At 38.7% G+C, this 20,133-nt stretch carries 20 protein-coding genes, 1 other RNA gene and 1 pseudogene; 11 read left to right on the top strand and 11 right to left on the bottom strand.

Translation table 11 applies throughout. The features are described 5' to 3' along the window. Positions 1-117 precede the first annotated feature (117 nt). Positions 118-630, bottom strand: a complete 513-nt coding sequence (locus NST66_RS16215; protein ID WP_048019526.1) for a hypothetical protein — start codon at positions 628-630, stop codon at positions 118-120. A gap of 4 nt (positions 631-634) precedes the next feature. After that, positions 635-844, bottom strand: coding sequence for a hypothetical protein (locus tag NST66_RS16210; RefSeq protein WP_014459119.1), 210 nt, complete (start codon positions 842-844; stop codon positions 635-637). Positions 845-1,042: 198 nt separating this feature from the next. On the opposite strand from NST66_RS16210, the gene NST66_RS16205 reads away from it, so the two are divergent. Beyond that, positions 1,043-1,582 carry a GNAT family N-acetyltransferase gene (locus tag NST66_RS16205; RefSeq protein ID WP_049165664.1) on the top strand — a complete coding sequence of 180 codons (540 nt, stop codon included), beginning with the start codon at positions 1,043-1,045 and terminating at the stop codon, positions 1,580-1,582. 60 nt (positions 1,583-1,642) lie between these two features. Here NST66_RS16205 and NST66_RS16200 read toward each other — a convergent pair whose 3' ends face one another. The 3 genes from NST66_RS16200 to NST66_RS16190 form a co-directional block, all read right to left on the bottom strand. After that, positions 1,643-2,278, bottom strand: coding sequence for an FMN-dependent NADH-azoreductase (locus NST66_RS16200; protein WP_033580247.1), 636 nt, complete (start codon positions 2,276-2,278; stop codon positions 1,643-1,645). A 491-nt stretch (positions 2,279-2,769) separates the two neighbouring features. Further along, positions 2,770-3,405 carry an FMN-dependent NADH-azoreductase gene (locus NST66_RS16195; RefSeq protein WP_028414603.1) on the bottom strand — a complete coding sequence of 212 codons (636 nt, stop codon included), beginning with the start codon at positions 3,403-3,405 and terminating at the stop codon, positions 2,770-2,772. A 30-nt stretch (positions 3,406-3,435) separates the two neighbouring features. Continuing rightward, a complete protein-coding gene (locus NST66_RS16190; protein ID WP_013058076.1) occupies positions 3,436-3,753 on the bottom strand; it encodes a winged helix-turn-helix transcriptional regulator in 318 nt (105 codons plus the stop codon). A 220-nt stretch (positions 3,754-3,973) separates the two neighbouring features. Between NST66_RS16190 and NST66_RS16185 the strand changes: the two genes are divergently transcribed. The 5 genes from NST66_RS16185 (at position 3,974) to NST66_RS16165 (ending at position 8,909) form a co-directional block, all read left to right on the top strand. Further along, entirely contained in the window at positions 3,974-4,216 is a 243-nt protein-coding gene (locus NST66_RS16185) for a spore germination protein (protein ID WP_340843515.1), read from the top strand. Positions 4,217-4,534: 318 nt separating this feature from the next. Next, a complete protein-coding gene (locus NST66_RS16180; protein ID WP_080754488.1) occupies positions 4,535-5,104 on the top strand; it encodes a LemA family protein in 570 nt (189 codons plus the stop codon). Next, positions 5,104-5,877, top strand: a complete 774-nt coding sequence (locus NST66_RS16175; protein WP_033580251.1) for a TPM domain-containing protein — start codon at positions 5,104-5,106, stop codon at positions 5,875-5,877. Before NST66_RS16180 ends, NST66_RS16175 begins: the two co-directional genes overlap by 1 nt. A gap of 398 nt (positions 5,878-6,275) precedes the next feature. Then, positions 6,276-7,646: a DUF2254 domain-containing protein gene (locus NST66_RS16170; protein ID WP_098627596.1), complete on the top strand. Its 1,371-nt coding sequence runs from the start codon at positions 6,276-6,278 to the stop codon at positions 7,644-7,646. A 112-nt stretch (positions 7,647-7,758) separates the two neighbouring features. Then, a protein-coding gene (locus NST66_RS16165; RefSeq protein ID WP_310878861.1) for an IS3 family transposase occupies positions 7,759-8,909 on the top strand; the annotation gives its coding sequence in 2 pieces (ribosomal slippage) (positions 7,759-8,029 and positions 8,029-8,909; 1,152 coding nt in all). 63 nt (positions 8,910-8,972) lie between these two features. Here the strand turns inward: NST66_RS16165 and NST66_RS16160 are convergent. Together NST66_RS16160 and NST66_RS16155 are read right to left on the bottom strand one after the other, a co-directional pair. After that, complete coding sequence (locus tag NST66_RS16160) at positions 8,973-10,277, bottom strand: aldehyde dehydrogenase (RefSeq protein WP_048019534.1); 1,305 nt, start codon at positions 10,275-10,277, stop codon at positions 8,973-8,975. 60 nt (positions 10,278-10,337) lie between these two features. Beyond that, positions 10,338-10,964 carry a nitroreductase family protein gene (locus NST66_RS16155; RefSeq protein ID WP_080754489.1) on the bottom strand — a complete coding sequence of 209 codons (627 nt, stop codon included), beginning with the start codon at positions 10,962-10,964 and terminating at the stop codon, positions 10,338-10,340. A 450-nt stretch (positions 10,965-11,414) separates the two neighbouring features. Between NST66_RS16155 and gdh the strand changes: the two genes are divergently transcribed. Next, the gene (gdh, locus tag NST66_RS16150) at positions 11,415-12,200 is read left to right on the top strand and encodes a glucose 1-dehydrogenase (RefSeq protein ID WP_034650269.1); all 786 of its coding nucleotides are present in this window, start codon (positions 11,415-11,417) and stop codon (positions 12,198-12,200) included. A gap of 143 nt (positions 12,201-12,343) precedes the next feature. Beyond that, the gene (locus NST66_RS16145) at positions 12,344-13,333 is read left to right on the top strand and encodes a DUF4003 family protein (protein ID WP_340843514.1); all 990 of its coding nucleotides are present in this window, start codon (positions 12,344-12,346) and stop codon (positions 13,331-13,333) included. Positions 13,334-13,470: 137 nt separating this feature from the next. Here the strand turns inward: NST66_RS16145 and NST66_RS16140 are convergent, their stop codons facing one another. The 3 genes from NST66_RS16140 to NST66_RS16130 all read right to left on the bottom strand — a co-directional run bounded on the left by NST66_RS16140 (position 13,471) and on the right by NST66_RS16130 (position 17,057). Then, entirely contained in the window at positions 13,471-14,232 is a 762-nt protein-coding gene (locus NST66_RS16140) for an MBL fold metallo-hydrolase (RefSeq protein ID WP_340843513.1), read from the bottom strand. Positions 14,233-14,376: 144 nt separating this feature from the next. Continuing rightward, positions 14,377-15,957 carry a sensor domain-containing diguanylate cyclase gene (locus NST66_RS16135; RefSeq protein WP_340843512.1) on the bottom strand — a complete coding sequence of 527 codons (1,581 nt, stop codon included), beginning with the start codon at positions 15,955-15,957 and terminating at the stop codon, positions 14,377-14,379. A gap of 281 nt (positions 15,958-16,238) precedes the next feature. Continuing rightward, positions 16,239-17,057, bottom strand: a complete 819-nt coding sequence (locus NST66_RS16130; RefSeq protein WP_033580259.1) for a histidinol-phosphatase — start codon at positions 17,055-17,057, stop codon at positions 16,239-16,241. A 248-nt stretch (positions 17,058-17,305) separates the two neighbouring features. Between NST66_RS16130 and rnpB the strand changes: the two genes are divergently transcribed. From rnpB to NST66_RS16115, 3 genes and pseudogenes are all read left to right on the top strand, one after another. Further along, positions 17,306-17,694, top strand: an RNA gene (gene rnpB, locus NST66_RS16125) — RNase P RNA component class B. A 200-nt stretch (positions 17,695-17,894) separates the two neighbouring features. Beyond that, positions 17,895-18,284, top strand: coding sequence for a VOC family protein (locus NST66_RS16120; protein ID WP_340843511.1), 390 nt, complete (start codon positions 17,895-17,897; stop codon positions 18,282-18,284). A gap of 358 nt (positions 18,285-18,642) precedes the next feature. Continuing rightward, positions 18,643-19,529 (top strand): annotated as a pseudogene (locus NST66_RS16115) (LysR family transcriptional regulator). Between the two features lie 32 nt (positions 19,530-19,561). Here NST66_RS16115 and NST66_RS16110 read toward each other — a convergent pair. After that, positions 19,562-20,104 (bottom strand): MerR family transcriptional regulator, encoded by a 543-nt coding sequence (locus tag NST66_RS16110; protein WP_063247429.1) that lies wholly within the window; start codon positions 20,102-20,104, stop codon positions 19,562-19,564. Between the last annotated feature and the right edge of the window lie 29 nt (positions 20,105-20,133).

Raw genomic sequence — 20,133 nt, 5'->3', positions numbered from 1 at the left:
AAGAGGTAAAAATGCTACTGTAAATTTAAAGAGACTTTTTTAAAGGTGTAAATTATAAATAGAGGTAAAATCAAAAAAGCAGGCGTGGGCCTGCTTTTTTCATTGTATATATTAGGGTTAATGACCTATTGGATACATGGTCGTTACACTGTAGTCGTAGTCTTTGCCTCTGTAGTCGGTATACACAACTCTAACTTCTTGGTTTAAAGAACTAATATATTTTTCTTTAACGTAATTGCCAGATTTATTATTGGTGCCGTCTTCACCTTCGTTAATGACTTCTTCGGCAATAGACATGGCTTGTTTTTCATTTAAATACTTGCTGAATTGGCTTTTACCATGGTAATTGTCCGCTCCTGGTTTTTGCATATGCGCGACAATGTGGCAATATCCGTATTTATCATTTCCTTCTTGTAAGACAAGCTCTTTGCCGGTAAATAACCTGTCGCTTTGAGTCTCTGCAGAGCATTCGTTGCTTGATGTAGTGTCCGATGTACTGCTGGATGTGCTGCTTGAATTTTCATGCTGCTGAATGAGGGAAATAGGCGAATTGTTGGTAAATACAGCGATGAGAGCAATCACAAGTGCTACAATGGTGTATAGTATTTTGCTGTTTTTAAAAAAATCCATTCCTTTATGCGTCTCCTTTTTGAATCAACGTTAAAATCAAATCAACTTTCTTTTCTAGCTGATCGATTAAGTTTTGTTTTACTTGTTCTGATTGTAATAAAGCGCTTCTTAGTTCGTCCATATCTTTTTGCATATACGCACGGTTTTCTTTTTCTTGCTGCAGCTCTTTTTGAAGAGCGTGTATCGTGGACAGCAATTCTTTATCTTGGTTCATTTCTGCGTTCACCGCCTCTGTGTTGATAAAAAGCAACGTATGCCCACTATATAAAATACCACTATCTCTGCTGTAAATCGACTATTTGGATAGGAAATGAGCCCTCCCGGGTGAGGTTTTAGCAGGATATTGCTAGTTGAGAGGAGAATAGTATGGTTTACCGTAGATAGATAAGCTGCGCAGAAAAGAGGGAAGAAAATGTTTCTGGAATTAGAGACAAAACGGCTGATATTAAGAAAAATTGTAGAAAATGATGCGGGTGAGATTTTAGAATGCTTTTCTGATGAAGACGTGCTGCGCTATTACGGGCAAAAATCTTTAGAATCGATTGACCAAGTGAAAGGGATCATTAAGAATTTTTCCAAAGGCTACGAAGAAAAGCAGTTGATTAAATGGGGGATTCAGCTAAAAGAAAACGAAAAGCTGATTGGCACAATAGGGTTTCAAGAGTGGTCTGCAGAACATAAAAAAGCAAATATAAGCTATGCACTTTTTCCAGAGCACTGGAACAAAGGATACGCAACGGAAGCCGTTCATGAAGCGGTCTCTTATGGATTCAACGAACTTCAATACAATCGCATAGGAGCGATTGTATTTACGCAAAATAGCGGATCTATCGCTTTGTTAAGCAAAGTAGGATTTAAAAAAGAAGGGACGTTAAGAGAGTACCTATATCAAAACAATATCCCGTTTGATACATATGTTTATTCGCTGCTGCGCGGGGAAGCAAAGATATAATTGTAAGCACAAAAAAAGGAACATGGGGAGATGTTCCTTTTTTTGTGCTTATATTTGTTATTAGAACGTACGTGCAGCTTCTTTAGCGCGAGCAATACCGTCTTCTTTAATTTCTTGTGCTTTATCTGGCATTGCAGCCTGTCCTTCTACAAATAGGCTTCCGATAGAAGGAACCCCGAAGAAGTTCATCATAATGCGCATATAGCGGTGACCCATTTCTAGTTCACCAGCAGGGCCGCGAGAGTAGATACCGCCGTTTGCTTGAATATGATACGCTTTTTTATCTGTTAATAGACCTACAGAACCTTCTGCTGTATATTTAAATGATTTTCCAGCTACTGCTACAGCATCTAAGTATGCTTTCATCACTGGAGGGAATGAGAAGTTCCACATTGGTGTAACAAATACATATTTGTCCGCTTGAGCAAATTGGTCACTTAACTCGTTTAAGCGAGCAACTTTGCGCTGTTCTTCAGAAGTAAGTGTATCAAATTCTGCGCCGCTTCCAAGTTTGCCCCATCCGCTGAATACATCGCCGTCGATGTGAGGGATATGCTCTTGATATAAGTTAACGTGAACAATCTCATCCGTTGGGTTTACTTCTTTATACTCATTAATAAATGCATCTCCCGCAGCCATACTGAATGATTGCGTAGCATCGTTAGGGTTTGCTGTAATATATAATACTTTTGCCATAATTCTTTTCACCTTTCTGTTTTCAATATATAAATGTTGTTTTATGAATTAAAGATAATATGTTCGAAAACATCTACTACGTTATTAATAGTAACTTACGTAACAAATTTAGTCAAAGGTTTTTTATTGGGTTTTATCATGTTCACAAACATTTTTAAGAGTATTACGCTTTTGGATTTTATGGCTGAATCCTTTAAAAATAAGGTTTTTTTCAGGCTGAAGTGTGAGTTTAAACGTTATTTATCTAGAGGAACTATCTTTTTTTGAAGGTGGATAATTAAAAAACGAAAAAGAAAAATTATATATTTTTGTTTCATGCGTTATTAATAGTAACAAAAAATAACAGCGTTTAACCGTTTGTTTAACATATATTTTTAGCGCAAAACGAGACAGAAAGAGAGGAATATTTCAAGGGAAATATAATGTAGGGAAGAGGAAAGAAAAGAAAAAGACCTCGATCTGTTTCGAGGTCTTTTTGATTCTTATTGAATTTAAAACGTTTTGGCCATTGAATGTGCTTTTTGGAGTGCTTTTTCTTTAATTTGCGGAATTTGATCCGGGAATTTTACTTGCCCTTCAATAATAATGCTTTCAAACGCTTCGATTCCAAAGAAGTCCATCATGATTTCTAAATAGCGGTGGCCCATTTCTCTTGCCATTTCAGGGCCTTCTGAATACACGTCTCCGCGGGACTGAATGTGAATTGCTTTTTTTCCTTTAAGCAATCCTTGAGCGCCTTCTTTTGTATATGTAAAGGTTTTACCTGACACGGTAATCGCATCAATGTACGTTTTCATGATCGCAGGAACAGAAAAATTCCACATTGGCGTGACAAAAATATATTTGTCAGCGAGTACGAACTGTCCGCCTAGTTCGGCTAACCGTCCCACTTTTAATCGTTCATCCGTTGATAAATCCTGGATGGAGGAGTGAGAACGAAGCTTTTTCCATCCGTTAAATACGTCTGCATCTAAGTATGGAATATCTGCTTGATATAAATCTAAATGAACCACATCATCTTCTGGATGGGTTTGCTTATACACGTCAATAAATTCTTTCCCTACAGCCATGCTAAGCGATTCGTCTTCAGCTAAAGGGTGTGCAGTAATATAGAGAACATTTGCCATGATGCTCATCCTTTCTATGGAGTAGTTTTATTAATCTTGGACCCAGCTTTCTGCCCACTGGCTAATCGGTCCTAGTATTTTACCTAACTCTGTTCCTTTTTGAGTCAGCGAATATTCAGAACGAATAGGGCGGTCGGGAATGACATTTCGGACAACGATTCCGTGGTCTTCAAGCTCTTTAATCCGTTCTGTCAACAGCCTTCTGCTTAAAGCTGGTATACTTTCATTTAATTCACTAAAGCGTTTAGGACCGCTCATAAGCACATAGATGATTAATCCTGTCCACTTCTTGCCAATCAGTTCGAAACTTTTTTCTACTTTAGGTTGAATATCTTTTGGTTCGTCCATATTACGTATCCTCCTTCAAACAATATGGATGAAAAATAACTTATGCATTTATTGTAACAGAAAAAGCATAAAAACATGTGGAAACTTTGGGTGAAGCAGGGTGAAATGAATAAATTCACTAATGTTTGTACCTTGCCTTGTGTTTTATAAAAACTTTTCACACATAGGCTTGTCACAACATATGATGTACAAATTCTCTTTAAGAAAAGGTGGTATGGTCATGGCAGGAGTTATTAACATCTGTAACACGAGAATTAATGGTATGGCAAGAAACGGATCGATGAATTTGGGAGAAGTTCTTCACAACGGACACACAGCGGATGTTAAATCTGTTGGAATCAACTCAACCTATGGAGACATTTCAGCTGCTTGTGCGCGAATGAAAAATACGAACTTGGATCCAGACGTGTTTGATCAAACCGATTTAGCGAATCTTGATAACGCATATGGCAATCAGATATAAAAATGAGCAGCTTATAACAAATAAAGTTATAAGCTACTCGTTAGCTTGTTTTGCTTTTTTCTAGGCGCATAGTGGACAAGATTCTGACTTTTTCCATTGTTGTACGATAAAACTAATTCCTTTGTGTTAGTGGCACAAAGGTGGTGAGGTATGACATGTGCTAGAAAAAGGAGAGACTGTAAAAGAAGCGCTATAGCACATTATAACGCTAGTTCATCTGTTTGCCCTTAATGAAATTGGCAAAAAATGAATCTTTTTAGGGTATGATTCGTACTAGTAAATAGATACATAATTTTGATGAAGAAAAGAGGTAATACATTGAGAAACAAAGGTTTGATCGCTACGATTGTTGTGTTAGTGCTTATTGTAATTTACGGAATAAGCTCTTACAATGGCCTCGTTAGCGCAGAGGAAGATGTAGATAATAAATTTTCCCAAGTGGATAACCAACTAAAAAGACGATCTGATTTAATTCCTAACTTAGTGGAAACGGTAAAAGGCTACGCTAAGCATGAACAGGAAGCAATTGATTCAGTCACTCAGGCAAGAGCGCAGCTAGCGGGAGCGAAAACGCCTGAAGATAAAGCTGATGCAGATCAGCAATTAAGCGGCGCGTTAAATCGCCTGCTTGTAGTGGTTGAAAAGTATCCGGATTTAAAAGCAAATGAAAACTTCAGAAGCTTGATGGATAGCTTAGAAGGGACGGAAAATCGACTTGCTGTAGCGCGTAAAGACTATAATGATGAAGTTGCAAAATATAATAAATCCGTTAAAGGATTTCCTAAAAACATGTTCGCGCGCACGTTTGGGTTTGATGAAAAATCATATTTTGAAGTAACAAATGAAGAAAAACAAGCGCCGAAAGTTGATTTCGGGAGCGATAAGTGATGAAATTTCTTGCTTCGTTTGCTTTATTATTATCTCTTTTATGTAATACGGTAAGCGTTGCTTTTGCTGCACCTGATATCCCAAATCCGGTAGGCGATATTTACGTTCAAGATTTTGCTCATCTGTTAAATGACCAGGAAAAAGCGGATATCAATCAAATGGGCAGAAAGTTAGATGATGAAACGAAAGCTCAAGTAGCGATTCTTACGGTGAATTCATTAGGTGATTCGGATGTAGAAGAGTACGCAAATGAAGCGTTTCGAAAGTATAAACTCGGTGATAAAAAGCTGAACAATGGTGTCCTTATTTTGCTCGCTAAAAAAGAACAAAAAATCCGAATCGAAGTAGGGTATGGGTTAGAAGGAGCTATCACCGATATCAAATCTGGAGAAATCATCGACTCTTATGCCATTCCTAACTTGAAAAACGGCAAATACGATACGGCGCTAGAAAGCACATATAAAGCTGTTTATAACCAAGTCGTAAAAGAGTATGATTTAGGAACAGATTTTGAACAAAAAGTGCCAAAAGCAGCTCCTCCTTCTGATAGCGGTGTTCATTTCACACCCCTTCAAACGCTGCTGATTGCAGCTGTTATTGTGGGCTTGCTTATCCTTGACTTTGTCTTTTTTAAAGGAGCCATCACTCAATTTCTGCTAAACTTCCTTGTCATGTTTGGAGGAAGAGGCGGCGGAGGTGGCGGCAGTGGAAGCGGTCCTCGCGGAGGGGGAGGCGGCAGCTCCGGAGGCGGCGGAGCGAGCCGAGGCTGGTAAAAAGATAAGAGTTAAAAGAGGCTGAGATAAAATTAGGTTAGTTGAAAGAAAATCCGAACGTGATGGATTCTTGATTGAGAATCCAACGCGTTCGGATTTTTTGTTTGGATGGTGAACCTAGCTTTCATATCTTCATTCAGTTCCTTCTAGCAGTTGATTGGAGGGCGAGGCGAAGACTCCTGGGGGGAAAGGCTCACCGGCCGCGTCATGAGGGGTTCAGCTCATGTATTCTATTTGTCCTCATTTAGATGAAATAATTAGGGGTATCTCAACCTCTTTTTTGCTTTGTGTGCCTATATCTTAAAAAATAGATTTTTTCCATTGTATAAGCATAATCAAAAAAAATTAGGGAACTAAGAAAAAAGTTAGAGATTTACAAATAAAAAGGAAGGTTTTATATGAATACATTTAGATGGATAGCGGCAAGGAAACAGCTTTCTCCTCGCGCGTTTAAAGATGAGTTAACTAGTCAAATCTGGTTTAGTCCCTTAATTTATGCTTTCTTTTCTGTTCTTTTAGCTGCACTGACGCTGTTTCTTGACTATTATTGCAAAGTAGGAGAGAAGGTCCCTTCATTTTTTTCAATCAACATGGATTTAACGAATACGTTAGTGAGTACGATTATGCCCGGGATTTTATCGATTACCACATTTACCTTTAACTTAATGCTTGTTGTGTTTACATCATTTGCAGCTCAGTTTTCTCCTCGCGTGTTAAAAAACTTTGCTTCTTCTAAGTCTACTCAGCGAATTTTAGGTATTTTTATAGGGAGTTTTTTGTATACACTTTTTGTCTTTCTTTTTTTAAACAGCTCTCAAGTAGACGGATATTTTGCGATTCCGTTTGTGACGACAGCCCTTTCTGTTTTTAGTGCGGGCACGTTTGTCTACTTCATTAATCATTCTGTTAAGTGGCTGCAAGTAAATCATATGACTCAATCGATGAAAACAGCGTCCATAAAAGCGATTAAGACAACGATTCGCGAGGAACTGGAGATTCATCGAACGCAGTCTAGTCATAGCGAACAATTTTCCTTTCCAGAAGGAGAGAAAAAGCCGGTATGTATTCAAACATCTGGCTATATTCAAACGTTGAACTACAGCCAATTGATTCACTGTGCCAAAGAGCATAATTTAGTGATAAAAATGGAGCGTGAAGTAGGGGATTATGTGCTCAGCGGAACCGTATTGTTTTATTATTGGTATAGAGATTCGACGGAGCACGATGAAATGGATTGCACCGTCTTTCACCAATATATCCATGTAGGGAAATCCCAGACTGATATTCAAGACACGACGTATATTATTACCAAGTTTGTGGAGATGGCGATTAAATCACTAGGAAATGATGACTTCAAAACGGCAGTTAACTCCATTCACCAAATTAGCGATATTCTTCGGGAAATTTGTGCTGCGAGTCAATTTTCTTCTTACTTAGTTGATGATAAAGGCGTGATACGAATGGTGATCCCTGACAAAAAGTTTGAGGACTTTTTATATGATGGATTTGCTAATATCCGGCACTATGCGAGACGGAATATTATCATTACGATGGAGCTGCTCAAAACGCTTGGAAATCTCGCTGAGGCCATTGGGCCAGCTTATTATGACGACATCTGGGAGTTTGCCGTATACATTTCTAAAGGCTTTGAAGAAGAGTATTTATTTGTTCAAGATAAAAAATATTTTTTACATATTCTTTGCGATTTAGCGGTTTCCACAAAAAAAGAAGAGCAGTATGAACAAATCGCCAAACAAATGAAAGAATAAAAAAAGCCGAAGTCAGACGGGACTGACCCCCTAGAGTGAGACAAATAAAAAACACCTTTAAGTTAAAAAACGGGTATGTAGTACCTAACAATAACTTGGAGGTGTTTTTTCTATGGGGACAAGAGTCAGTTATCCGGTAGAAATAAAATTAAAAGCGATTGAAATGAGATTAGCTGGTATACCTGTAAAAGAAGTATTGTCACAGCTGAATATTCGTAATCATACCCAATTGAAAACGTGGATGACATGGTATAAAAATGGAGAAATGCATCGATTTGGACAGCCTGTAGGCAAGCAGTATTCATATGGAAAAGGTCCTGAATTTAAAAGCGAGACGTCTAAGTTAGAGGCAGAGAACCGGCAGTTAAAGCAACAGATTGAGATCTTAAAAAAGTACAAGGAATTGGAAAGGAAGTGGTACCAGAAATTGTAGTAAACACAGTGGAAGAGCTAAAAGGTCAGGTGCCTATTTATCAAATCTGTTTACATCTTAATATCCCTCGATCCACTTACTATCGTTGGAAGCAACATACAAAACGGGATACATTAAAGAAATGGATGGAACAACAAGTTGGTGAACAATGTCATAAACACAAGTTTCGATATGGCTATCGAAAGATTACAGCATTACTCAATCGAACGATGAAGATTAATCATAAGTTTGTGCAGCGTGCCATGCAGAAGTATGGTTGGCAATGTCGCGTAAAACGGAAGAAACGTCAGCGAACAGGGCAACCTTATCAGGTTGCAGAGAATGTATTAAATCGTGAATTTCGAGCTGATCGTCCTCTTCAAAAACTAGTGACGGATATTACCTACTTGCCTTTTGGACCCAAACAGTTGTATCTTTCAAGTATTCAGGATTTATTTAACGGAGAAATCATTGCGTATTCCATTGGTGATTGTCAAAACGTAGCGTTTGTTTTAGATACGTTAAGTCAACTTCCTTCTTTGCCTGAAGGATGCACGCTGCATAGCGATCAAGGTTCCGTGTACACATCGTATGCTTATCAACAAAAAATCAAAGAAAGAGGCATTACCATGAGTATGTCCCGCAAAGGGACTCCCGCAGATAATGCCTCTATCGAATCGTTTCATTCCTCGCTAAAGTCTGAAACGTTCTACCTTGACGAGTTGACATATACTACGACCACCATCGTAGAGCAAACCGTCAAAAACTATATTACTTATTATAACAATGCCCGTATTCAAACAAAACTAAACAACCAGTCACCGGTACAATATCGGCAACTGGTCGTTTAAAAGGTGTTTTGATCCCTGTCTCAAAAACAGGGGTCAGTCCCGACGCTGACTTCGGCTTTTTCTTTATTTATTCGAACGTTTTAAGATGCTTTTAGCATGTGAAAATGTATCAAAGCTTGCTTTTCCGTGATACGCACCCATTCCGCTGTCACCAACGCCGCCAAATGGAAGGTAGTGAGATGTCATGTGGTTAATTGTATCGTTAATAGAACCCCCGCCGAATGACACGCTGTTTAAGATGTGATCTTGGACTGCTTCATCTTCAGAGAAAAGATAAAGTGCTAATGGTTTTGGACGTTTTACGATTGCTTGGATTACTTCTGAGATTTCATCGTATACGATGACTGGAAGAATTGGTCCAAAGATTTCATCTTGCATCACATTGTCTTCCCATGAGATGTTGTCAAGAACAGTTGGTTCAATAAACAGACGAGAACGGTCCGTTTTGCCTCCAAAAACGATATCTCCGTTTGTTAAGAAGCTGTTAAGACGATCAAAATGCTTTTCGCTCACTACGTGAGGAAAGTCTAGATTTTGTGAAACATCTTCGCCGTACGTGTTTGTTACGACTTGTTTTAGGTTAGCTAGCAGCTCGTCTTTTACATTTCGCTGAACAAGAATGTAGTCTGGCGCTACGCACGTTTGGCCAGCATTTGCAAATTTACCGCGCGCAATACGTTTAGCTGCTTCTTCAATATTAGCATCTTCGTGTACAATTGTAGGACTTTTTCCGCCTAGTTCTAGCGTAACAGGCGTTAAATGTTTAGCTGCAGCTTCTGCTACAATTTTGCCGACCATTGTACTTCCTGTAAAGAAGATGTAATCAAAGTTTTCTTTTAGTAAAGCCGTGCTTGTTTCCACTTCACCTTCGACTACAGTCAAGTATTCTTCAGGGAAGTTTTCATTAAACATCTTAGCAAGAAGGCTTGACGTATGAGGTGTTAATTCAGAAGGCTTTAACACCACGCAGTTACCTGCAGCAATCGCGCCTACTACTGGTGATACAGCAAGTTGGAACGGATAGTTCCAAGGTGCAATCACTAGAGCTAAACCGTATGGATCTTGATAAATGTAGCTTTTTGCTCCAGCGTGAGTAGATGGTGTTTCTACTTCTTTTGGCGCTGCCCATTCTGCAAGATTCTCAACTGCAAAGTCGATTTCGCTTAGTACAAGACCAACTTCTGCACGTTTTGCTTCCATTTCTGGTTTGTTAAGATCAGCTTTTACTGCTTTTAAAATGTCGTCTTCATGTCGGACAACAAGTTCTCTTAATTTTTTTAGCGTTTCTATACGGAACGCAACGTCTTTTGTTTTACCGCTGTTGAAGAATGAAAGCTGTTTTTTTGTAAGTTCTTGATAGTTATTCATCAGAAAGTCTCCTTTTACTTCACATTTTTAGCTCTTTACTTATTGAATAGAACTAGCTGCTTATTTCCAAGTCGTAACCGTATTGACCGGTAGACGGTAAGAAGCATGGCCTTCGCTTGCTGCTTTTCCGATTGAGATAAGCATAATTGGAAGATAACGTTCTTTATCTAGACCGAATGCTTCTGCGATTAAGTGTTTTTCGTATCCGCCGATTGGATTTGTATCATACCCGTGAGCACGAGCCACAAGCATAAGCTGCATAGACACAAGACCTGAATCGATCAGCACGATGTCTTTCATATCTGCTTTTGGCATGTTTTCGTAAATTGGCTTAAAGAAATTTAGCTGCTGTTCTTTAATGTCTTGAGGCATATAGCCCAGCTCTACGGCCTTGCCGAAAATCTCATCTGCATATTCAACGTTATTCATATCACCAAACACGGCAATAACAGCTGAAGATGTATGAACTTGTTCACTGTTAAATTTCGCAAGTTCAGCTAGCTTTTCTTTTCCTTCCGGCGTTTCAATTACAACAAAACGCCACGGCTGCATATTAACAGAAGAAGGAGCGCGCATAGCTTCTGTAAGAATTTCCTCCATTTCCTCACGGCTAATTTTTACTGAAGGATCATATTTTTTAATTGAACGACGTTTTAAAGCAATTTCGTTAAAGTCTTTTGTAGTCATAGTCATTATTCCTTTCTTTTTAGGCGTTAAACATATTTATTGTCATTTCCATATTTTTGATTGTGGACAATTGTTTGACATATCAATAATTGATACATCAACAATATAATACATTGATTTAAGAATTGCAAGGGAAAAAGTTTAAACTTTTGAAGTGGTGTGAATTGGAAGTGTGAAGACTCATTCTCCAGGGAACAAACAACTATAAAGAGAGTAAGGAAAAAAGAAATGATAAAAATGATCAAACAAAAAGTTTGACTACTTTATCTCTCTTGGTTACGATAAGTAACGAAAAGGGAGCAAAATTGAATTTACTGCTCTTTAAATGAATGACAGTTTGACAAAGAAGAGATAGAAAAATGTTTATTCTCTTTTTAAAACTTAAACTGTATTTGTAATTAGTACAGTATAACAAGACATATTAAACAGGAAAAGTAGGAGGACTTCAAGATGTATACAGATTTAAAAGATAAAGTAGTAGTTGTAACAGGCGGATCAAAAGGATTGGGTCGCGCAATGGCCGTTCGTTTTGGTCAAGAGCAGTCAAAAGTGGTTGTAAACTACCGCAGCAACGAAGACGAAGCGCTAGAAGTAAAAAAAGAAATTGAACAAGCTGGCGGTCAAGCGATTATTGTTCGAGGCGACGTAACAAAAGAAGAAGACGTTGTGAACCTTGTAGAGACAGCTGTTAAAGAATTTGGCACATTAGACGTTATGATTAATAATGCTGGTGTTGAAAACCCGGTTCCTTCTCATGAATTATCATTAGAAAACTGGAATCAAGTAATCGACACAAACTTAACGGGCGCGTTTTTAGGCAGCCGCGAAGCGATTAAATATTTTGTTGAAAACGACATTAAAGGTAACGTTATTAACATGTCTAGCGTTCACGAAATGATTCCTTGGCCATTATTTGTTCACTATGCAGCAAGTAAAGGCGGCATGAAGCTGATGACGGAAACATTGGCTCTTGAATATGCACCAAAAGGAATCCGCGTGAATAACATTGGACCTGGGGCAATTGATACACCAATTAACGCTGAAAAATTCGCTGATCCAGAACAGCGTGCAGACGTAGAAAGTATGATTCCAATGGGCTACATCGGTAACCCGGAAGAAATCGCGTCAGTTGCAGCATTCTTAGCATCATCACAAGCAAGCTATGTAACAGGTATTACATTATTTGCGGATGGCGGTATGACAAAATATCCTTCTTTCCAAGCGGGAAGAGGTTAATAAATAGAACTGAACAAAAAAGACCTCGGAATATTCCGGGGTCTTTTTTGTATGTAATAAATGTATAGGATATTTACCAAATATTGAAACTTTTGTTGAAGTGCTACGTATATAAGCTAACGACGAATAAAGGACGTGTTGATATGCTCCCGGAAACGATTCAACAAAAAGTAAATCAGTATAGAGATTTTTATATAAGCTTAAAAAATGAGCTCAAATGGAAAGCGGCAGATCACAAGCAGTTTATGGCTATCGCTTCTATGTATACAGTGAAAGGTAAATCGCTCGAGCTTCAGGATTATCTCGAGTTAAGCGACTATATTAAAAATCAAGTAGGGATGTTTTCTACGTTAAAATCATCACAGCGTTTTACAATCGCAGCTATGCTTGATACTCGCTATGAGAATCCAAAAGAAACGTTTCATGAGTTTCTTGACGTATATGATCAATTGATACAAGGCGGATTTACGAGAGGCGCTTTTACGTACATTGCGGCTTCGGCTATGCTGTCGAATGAGTCAAGCCGAAGTCATAAAGAAATGGTCCGAAGATCCGCAGAAATTTATCAAGGCATGAAAAGAAAGCACCTTTTCCTTACTTCAAGCGGCGATGTACCTCTTGCCGTTTTATTAGCTGAAACGAGCGAGTCTACTGATGATCTCATGCATGAAATTGAACACTTCTATACAACATTGGCGCAGCATGGATTTAAAAAAGGAAATGACCTTCAATTTTTAAGTCATATTCTTTCAATCGATAAAAATTTAGATGCAGATACCCTTATTGAAAGATGCGTATCAGTAAAAGAAGCCTGTGAATCGGCAGGCATGAAAGTAAAAGCGATGCATTATCCGGTCATTGGCTTATTAGCACTGTTTGAAAAACCAGAAACTGAAATTGAACTTATCCATGAAGTGGTGAAGCAGTTAAATGCAGATAAACTTTTTAAATGGCAGAAAGACATCAACGTTATGCTGGCGGTTAATTTGGTTATCAGTGAAAAACTGAAGGATTCTAGAGTAGTCGAAACGGGCATCTATACAACGATTGAAACCATTATTCAAGCTCAGCAAGCAGCTATGCTAGCGGTTATTGCGAGCACTTCAGCAGTTGCTACTACGACTACTACTTGATAAATTAAAGAGCTATAAAAGAGAGAGGGAGACATAACTACATCAATGAAAAAATCCGAACGTATTTGATTCTCAACTAAGAACCAAACTCGTTCGGACCTTTCTTCAACTTAAATACTTTTGTCTCATCTTCTCTCTTAAAAAGTATAGACCTCGCCATCATCTGGAACAAAGACGCGGGACGCCATATCTTTTTTGGTGATAAAGCTTTTTAATTCTTCTCTTGATAGGGTCCAGTGATTGACAGCTTCCATATGAACAGAAAGAATCGTAGCATGAGGGGCCGCTTTGTGTACTTCGTAAATATCTTCTTTCCCCATCACAAGAGAACCGCCTTCTAAAAACTGATTATCGCCGCCGTTTACGACAATGACATCCGGTTGATGGGTGTTGATTTCTTCTTCAACAGCGGAATACCATACCGTATCTCCAGCTACATAAAGCGTTTTTTCGCTCTTGTGTTTAAAAACAACGCCGCATACTAAACCAGTACGCTTTAAAATTTCTCCTCTTCCGTGTTCACCTTTTGTTTTGGATAATTGGATGCCTTCAAAGACCGTGTTCTTTGTTAGTACTTCTACATTTTTAAAACCATCAGCTCTTACTACTGCGGCATCTTCTTCATTTTGAACGAACATTTTGATATCGTTTGGCAACGCCTGTTTAGCGGCATCGTCAAAATGGTCCAAATGAAGGTGAGTGAGAATTACGGCATCAATACCCTCAATAATCTCTTCAACGGATAACGGTAAGCTTACTAAAGGATTGTTTTGATCTTGTCTGATCGAATTTGGGAAAGGAGGGTACGTTCCTTTCTTCGCTAACATGGGATCAATTAAAAACGTTTTTCCCCCGTATTCAACAAGTAAAGTGGCATTTCGAATATGTGTAATCTTCATCTCTATCTCTCCTTTTTTTGATCTACATATAGTTTATAGGATAAGCTGTTTTCAAATACATAAACAAAATCAAGTCTTTTCGCACTTTTACTTGATAAATGAAAGAATATTAGTCAAAAGCAAAAAGAACCGAAACAGTGCTGTTCAGGTTCTTTTTAGTATTTCTTTTTTCTCTTCATACACACGTACTTGGTTGCGGCCGTTTTGTTTGGCAGCGTACAGGGCGATATCTGCTTTATTCAACAGCTCATCTAACGTTTCATTTTCTTGTTTTTCCGCTTGTGCTACTCCAAGACTTAGCGTAACAGAAATGGTTTCTTCATTAATCAGTAAGGGGTGAGTCTCGACGTGACGGCGAATTTGCTCAGCAAGCGTTTCACCTTGAGATAAAGTATAGCCCTTTAGCGCGAGTACAAATTCTTCACCGCCGTACCGAGCAAAAAGGGCTCCTTGCGGCAATGCGGACTCGCAGGCTTTTACGACATGTACAAGCACCTGATCGCCGGCATAATGACCATACGTGTCGTTCACTTTTTTAAAATAATCAATATCAAGTAAAAGAAGTGTAAAAGAAGATGCGGACTTTTTTGCTTCATCGAACGCTTGCTTGCTTTGCTGAAAAAATGCCCGACGATTATAGATTTGCGTCAACTCATCGTAATAAGCTTGATTTTCAAGCTTTAGCTGAAGTCTTTTTAGCTCCGTGATATCTGTAAAAATAAGCAGCAAGCCGTGACTGTTGTTAGCATACTGCAAAGGAGAAGTGCGAACTTGATACGTATACGAAGATTGATCTTCAGAAAAAAGCTCCAGTTCATGACTGCTTTTTGCATTTTCTAATGCAAAAGGAAACGAACGGCCGGACAGCGTCACCCAAATATCAGCAAAATGTTTTCCAAGCATCGACTTTTTTAGCTGCGGAAACATGTTTTTAGACGCTAGATTAAATTCAATTAATCTATAGCTTTCATCGAGCACGACAACGCCGTCATTGATGCTGTTAAATATCGCGTCTTTCGCAACGGGCATGACCGTAAACATACGCGATGAGTTAATGGACCATAAATATAAAAATGAAGAAACCCATAAAACCATCGGAACTGGATCAATTCCCTGCGGCGTAAAGCCCATTAAATAGATAAAAGCTGTGACGATAGGGACTAATTGACCGACCATTAATGAAATTAACTGCAGGCGGTAAGCTTTGGCTGTTTCTTTCCAGCGGTAAACGGCTAGCAAAAAAGCAACGAACATAGACGAAAAGATGAACATGCCGTGAATTGTGTACCATGGCCCAATTTCTTGATGAACGTAAGGAGCACCTAGAACGGGATCAATTTCAAACACTCGGTAATGAAGGTGATGCCAGTCATTTGTTGCGACCATAATCAAACTAATAAATGGAATGATAAAAAGGGCAAAAATATGTTTTTTTCTTACCTTTATGCCGACATACTGCATAACAAACAGCAGTCCTGCAGGAGGCGAAAAAGGCATGCCCACGTATTGAATAGCGGTCCAAAATTTCATTTCTCCGAGGTTAACGGATAGTAAGCTAAACGCCGCACCCATACAATAAATAGAGGTGAAGCCTGTATGAAGAATAAATAAATGGGCAATGTTAGCGTAGTGGTGACGCTTAATAAATACGTAAAAACATAAGTATAGATTAAGAACACCGGACGTACAGATAAGCGTTATATAAGCTGTTAAATCTAAATTCAAAATTGTATCCCTCATTAAGAAAGCATTTTTAGTTAAATGTAGCACAGTTGAAATGAAATGTGGATATTTTATGTAGGAAATTAGTAGTACAGGGAATACAAGGGTAGTTCAAGACGATGAAAAAATGGTGCCTAAACAACAAGTAATTGAAACAAACGGAGAAGATTTATCTTCATCTACAAAAGTCAAAGTTTCTCAGTGAAAAACACATGCCTGAAAACACGAGATGTCCTTCATCTCCGTGTCTTCAGGCATATTTTTATTGGAGTTCTATTTAAGTTTTATAAAGGTGTCATCTGCATTTTTTTCTGTCTAAAAAAGACCCAATCCGTAAAGCCGATTTCTTTAAGACGCTTTTTTACTAGTTCAAAGTCGTCGCCAATACGCTCTGGGTCATGAGCATCAGAACCAAATGTAATGTGTACCCCGTAGTGCAGGGCTCTTTCTAAAATATCGTCTGCAGGATACCAGCCTCCGCAGTCTTTGGTTTTGCCTGATGTATTCACTTCTATAGCAATGTCATGTGCCGAAATCACTTTTAGCGTCTGATCGATTACAGCCGTCTCGATAGAAGAAAAGGAGGGATAGAATCCTTTCATGGCATCAATATGGCCAAGAATCTGAAACATTCTGCTTCGGGCGGACTCTTGGATCAATTGATAATACGTTTCTTTCGTGCGCTGCTTTTCTTTTTGAGAAAGTCCTTCCCAGCGCGTTTTATGAAAGATACTGATTTCATCAACTTGATGGACAGAGCCGATTATGTAGTCAAACGGATATTTTTCATAGTGGCTTTGATATATTCCCGCATGCTCAGGAAAGAAATCAGACTCCACGCCTAACAGCACTTCAATTTTCTCTTTATATTCTTCTTTTAGTTTCAAAATCTCAGCTACATATCCGGAGAATGCGCTTTTTCCCATCGCAATGTGAGGGTACGGCTGCTCTTCTTCGCTCGCAAAATAAGGAGAATGATCCGAAATCCCAATAATATCAAGGCCTTTATCAATAGACGCCTCTATGTAATCTCGAATCGTTCCGCGAGCATGTCCGCATCGGTCGTGATGGGTATGAAAATCAAATTTTAAATCAGCGTTCATGTTTCATCACCTCTGTCATCTTTTTGTGTGGTGTATAGAATATTCTACAAAGAAACAAAGTATCCCTCGTAGAAATGGATGAAGAGAATATTTCTTGAATTTGCGGGTGATTCATCTACTAAAAAGAGTGTACAGAAACAAGTTATTTTATTTAATTTGCTGTAAAAATTGAAATGGAATCCGTTCCAAAAGTTACATTTGATTTGGCTTATTAAAACGCATATACTACTCATACACGATCTGAAATAACGTTCAGGTAATCGCTGCATCATTTGATGTAGAGGAAAGTCCATGCTCGCACGGTGCTGAGATGCCCGTAGTGTTCGTGCCTAGTGAAAAAATAAGCTAGGGCAGCTTGGCTTATAGCTTAGCTGACGGCGGGAAAAACCACCTAAGTCCTCGGATATGGTCGAGTATCCCTGAAAGTGCCACAGTGACGAAGCTTTGCTGGAAACAGCAAAGGTGGAACGCGGTAAACCCCACGAGCGAGAAACCCAAACAATGGTAGGGGAACTGTCTCGAAGGAATTTAACGGAGAGACGGACGGTTACATGCGTAATCGTAGATAGATGATTACCGCCTGAGTACGAGAGTGAAATCGTTTGCAGTACAAAGGTACAAAACATGGCTTATCGAACGTTGTTGAAACAGAGACTGACTATATAAGATGTAACCAAAACAAACCAATGGGGTTTGTTTTTTTATTTGTTATTTTTCAACTCATAGCCGACTCATTGATAGAGTGCTTGAATTCCCTTACTATATGTAAATACATATTGCCTAAATTGTTGTATAGTTTACTTGTACTTACTAAACATGGGGAAAGGGAGAAGATGAATGATTAAGAAAATGGAACATACAGCAATTATTGTTAGAAATATGGATGAAACGATTCACTACTACGGGGATATGTTTGGCTTTAAAGTTCGCCTTCAAGGCTCTACCGAAAAAAGAGAGATGGCTTTTTTGTATCTTGAAGAACAGCCGGGTATTGAAATTGAGCTCATTCGAGATATTGATCCGATTGGCGAGTATACCAATAGCGGGATTGTTAACCATCTTGCCTTTACGGTAGAGGATATAAATAAGGCGATTCAACATTATAAGAGCAAAGGAATTGAATTTTTATCATCTGAGCCTCAGCCAACGCTTGAAGGCGGACGGATGATTTTATTTCACGGACCTAATGATGAATTGCTGCAGTTAGTAGAACGGGTTAAATTCTAAAAAAGTCTACTTTAAGGGGTACATACAAGAAAAAATGTGTTTTAGATTCTCAAAAAAGACCTTTCTTTTAGTGTGATAGAAGGGTCTTTTTGCTGTGTAGTTACTATGATATCTTAGTTAGCTTTTTAATAATCCCCTTACGTTTCAGGACAAATTCTTCTTTCTGCTAGAAAATGATGAGTATAAAATTTTAATAAGAGCCGTATACAGCAGTCATCAAGATGAACTAAAAACATCCTCGAGTATGTTTCCATTTTTTATCGTAACACCTGCTATTTATAATGTATAATTCATTATAATCATATTTTTCATACATCTATGTAATGAGTAGAGCCGCTTGATAAGGAGATGGTACAAAGTGGAATGGCAGCAGTTTAAATATTTTCAAACGCTAGCACGTACGCAGCATATGACGCGCGCCGCAGAAGAGCTGTTAATTACGCAGCCTGCGCTCAGTCGTTCAATCGCTCGTTTTGAAGAGGAAGTAGAGCACCGCTATTTGACCGGCAAGGACGTTCCATTATATTAAATCAATATGGTAAAGTTTTTTTAAAGCGTGTAGAAGATAACATAATGAAAGAATTTGATAAAGGACAAGAGGAAATTCAAGCGCTGCTAGATCCTGAAAAAGGGCAGGTGTCACTTGGATTTTTACATACGCTCAGCACGGATTTGATTCCAGATTTAATCGCTTCGTTTCGCAGTTTATATCCTAAGGTGAATTTTCAGCTGAGGCAAAGTCCTTCGCACGTGCTTCTTGAACAGCTGGAGCTCGGCGAACTGGATCTTTGTTTGATTGCGCCGATGGAAGAGAAATCGTTCATTAAATGGCAGCATCTTTGGAGTGAAGAGCTGTTTGTAATCGTACCGAAAAATCACCGGTATGCTGATCGTGAATGTATTGCACTAGAAGAAATTGCTGAGGAATCATTTATTCACTTAAAAGAAGGCTTTTCTCTTCGTCTTACGTTTGAGCAGTTATTTGAAGAGTCAGGAAGAATGCCTCACATCATGTTTGAAGGAGAGGAAGCTGATACCGTAGCGGGACTAGTAGGAGCCGGCTTAGGAATTTCTATCCTTCCAGATTTACACGGAATCGATCAAAGCAAAATAGTGAAAATCCCATTAGCTAAGGCCAACTGCCACCGAGTCATTGGACTAGCATGGATGGAAGGAAGATATCTATCACCGGCTGTTAAACAGTTTAGAAACTTTGTTTTACATAAATTTAATGATCAGAAATAAAGATGCTTCATGGCCTAGGCTTGTTTACAAACTTAGTCCTTTTTTCGTTGGAATAATCGTTTTAAAATCGATCTCTTTTTACCTACTACGCTGCTTTCTTTTGAAGCTTCTACTAATTCTGAAATGGCCTGCTGTTCACGCAGACTTTTACGCAAAGATTGAATAAGCTGCTTATCTTTTTCCTGAAGAATTTGTTTTGTATCAGGCTCTTGTTGGGGTGAAGGCTGTACCGGCTGTTCGGGAGGTGTCGGCTGCTGGTCATCGGCCTCGGGCTGGTCAGCTGCTTCTGCTGTGTCCTCTTTGTCTTCGTCTAGAGACACGGCAGCTTGATCCTCGCTTGTAGTCAAAGAGAATTCTTTTTGCAGCGCTTCATTGATTTCTTCTGCTTGACAGCCTTCATCATAAAGCTGCTTAATTTTCAGTAAAACGGTCGCAGCTGCAGCTTCATATTGTTTTGGTCGATGATCTTCTTTTTGTATAAAGAAATCTTCGAATTTATCTATGTATCTTCTGATAGTTGAAGTAGGAATACTCGTTTCTTCAGATAATTCTTTTACACTAAGCCATTTTGTCATTTTCTCACCACTTTTTAAATGATTACTTA

Source organism: Priestia sp. FSL W8-0524, from assembly GCF_038005965.1.
GTDB classification, from domain to species: domain Bacteria; phylum Bacillota; class Bacilli; order Bacillales; family Bacillaceae_H; genus Priestia; species Priestia zanthoxyli.
Note: the sequence above shows the minus strand (reverse complement) of the source record. Positions and strands in the feature narration are given on the sequence as shown.

Excerpts from the sequence above, each read along its gene's own strand:
- NST66_RS16215 (WP_048019526.1), bottom strand. The coding sequence starts at position 630 with ATGGATTTTTTTAAAAACAGCAAAATACTATACACCATTGTAGCACTT.
- NST66_RS16210 (WP_014459119.1), bottom strand. The coding sequence starts at position 844 with ATGAACCAAGATAAAGAATTGCTGTCCACGATACACGCTCTTCAAAAA.
- NST66_RS16205 (WP_049165664.1), top strand. The coding sequence starts at position 1,043 with ATGTTTCTGGAATTAGAGACAAAACGGCTGATATTAAGAAAAATTGTA.
- NST66_RS16200 (WP_033580247.1), bottom strand. The coding sequence starts at position 2,278 with ATGGCAAAAGTATTATATATTACAGCAAACCCTAACGATGCTACGCAA.
- NST66_RS16195 (WP_028414603.1), bottom strand. The coding sequence starts at position 3,405 with ATGGCAAATGTTCTCTATATTACTGCACACCCTTTAGCTGAAGACGAA.
- NST66_RS16190 (WP_013058076.1), bottom strand. The coding sequence starts at position 3,753 with ATGGACGAACCAAAAGATATTCAACCTAAAGTAGAAAAAAGTTTCGAA.
- NST66_RS16185 (WP_340843515.1), top strand. The coding sequence starts at position 3,974 with ATGGCAGGAGTTATTAACATCTGTAACACGAGAATTAATGGTATGGCA.
- NST66_RS16175 (WP_033580251.1), top strand. The coding sequence starts at position 5,104 with ATGAAATTTCTTGCTTCGTTTGCTTTATTATTATCTCTTTTATGTAAT.
- NST66_RS16170 (WP_098627596.1), top strand. The coding sequence starts at position 6,276 with ATGAATACATTTAGATGGATAGCGGCAAGGAAACAGCTTTCTCCTCGC.
- NST66_RS16160 (WP_048019534.1), bottom strand. The coding sequence starts at position 10,277 with ATGAATAACTATCAAGAACTTACAAAAAAACAGCTTTCATTCTTCAAC.
- NST66_RS16155 (WP_080754489.1), bottom strand. The coding sequence starts at position 10,964 with ATGACTACAAAAGACTTTAACGAAATTGCTTTAAAACGTCGTTCAATT.
- gdh (WP_034650269.1), top strand. The coding sequence starts at position 11,415 with ATGTATACAGATTTAAAAGATAAAGTAGTAGTTGTAACAGGCGGATCA.
- NST66_RS16145 (WP_340843514.1), top strand. The coding sequence starts at position 12,344 with ATGCTCCCGGAAACGATTCAACAAAAAGTAAATCAGTATAGAGATTTT.
- NST66_RS16140 (WP_340843513.1), bottom strand. The coding sequence starts at position 14,232 with ATGAAGATTACACATATTCGAAATGCCACTTTACTTGTTGAATACGGG.
- NST66_RS16130 (WP_033580259.1), bottom strand. The coding sequence starts at position 17,057 with ATGAACGCTGATTTAAAATTTGATTTTCATACCCATCACGACCGATGC.
- NST66_RS16120 (WP_340843511.1), top strand. The coding sequence starts at position 17,895 with ATGATTAAGAAAATGGAACATACAGCAATTATTGTTAGAAATATGGAT.
- NST66_RS16110 (WP_063247429.1), bottom strand. The coding sequence starts at position 20,104 with ATGACAAAATGGCTTAGTGTAAAAGAATTATCTGAAGAAACGAGTATT.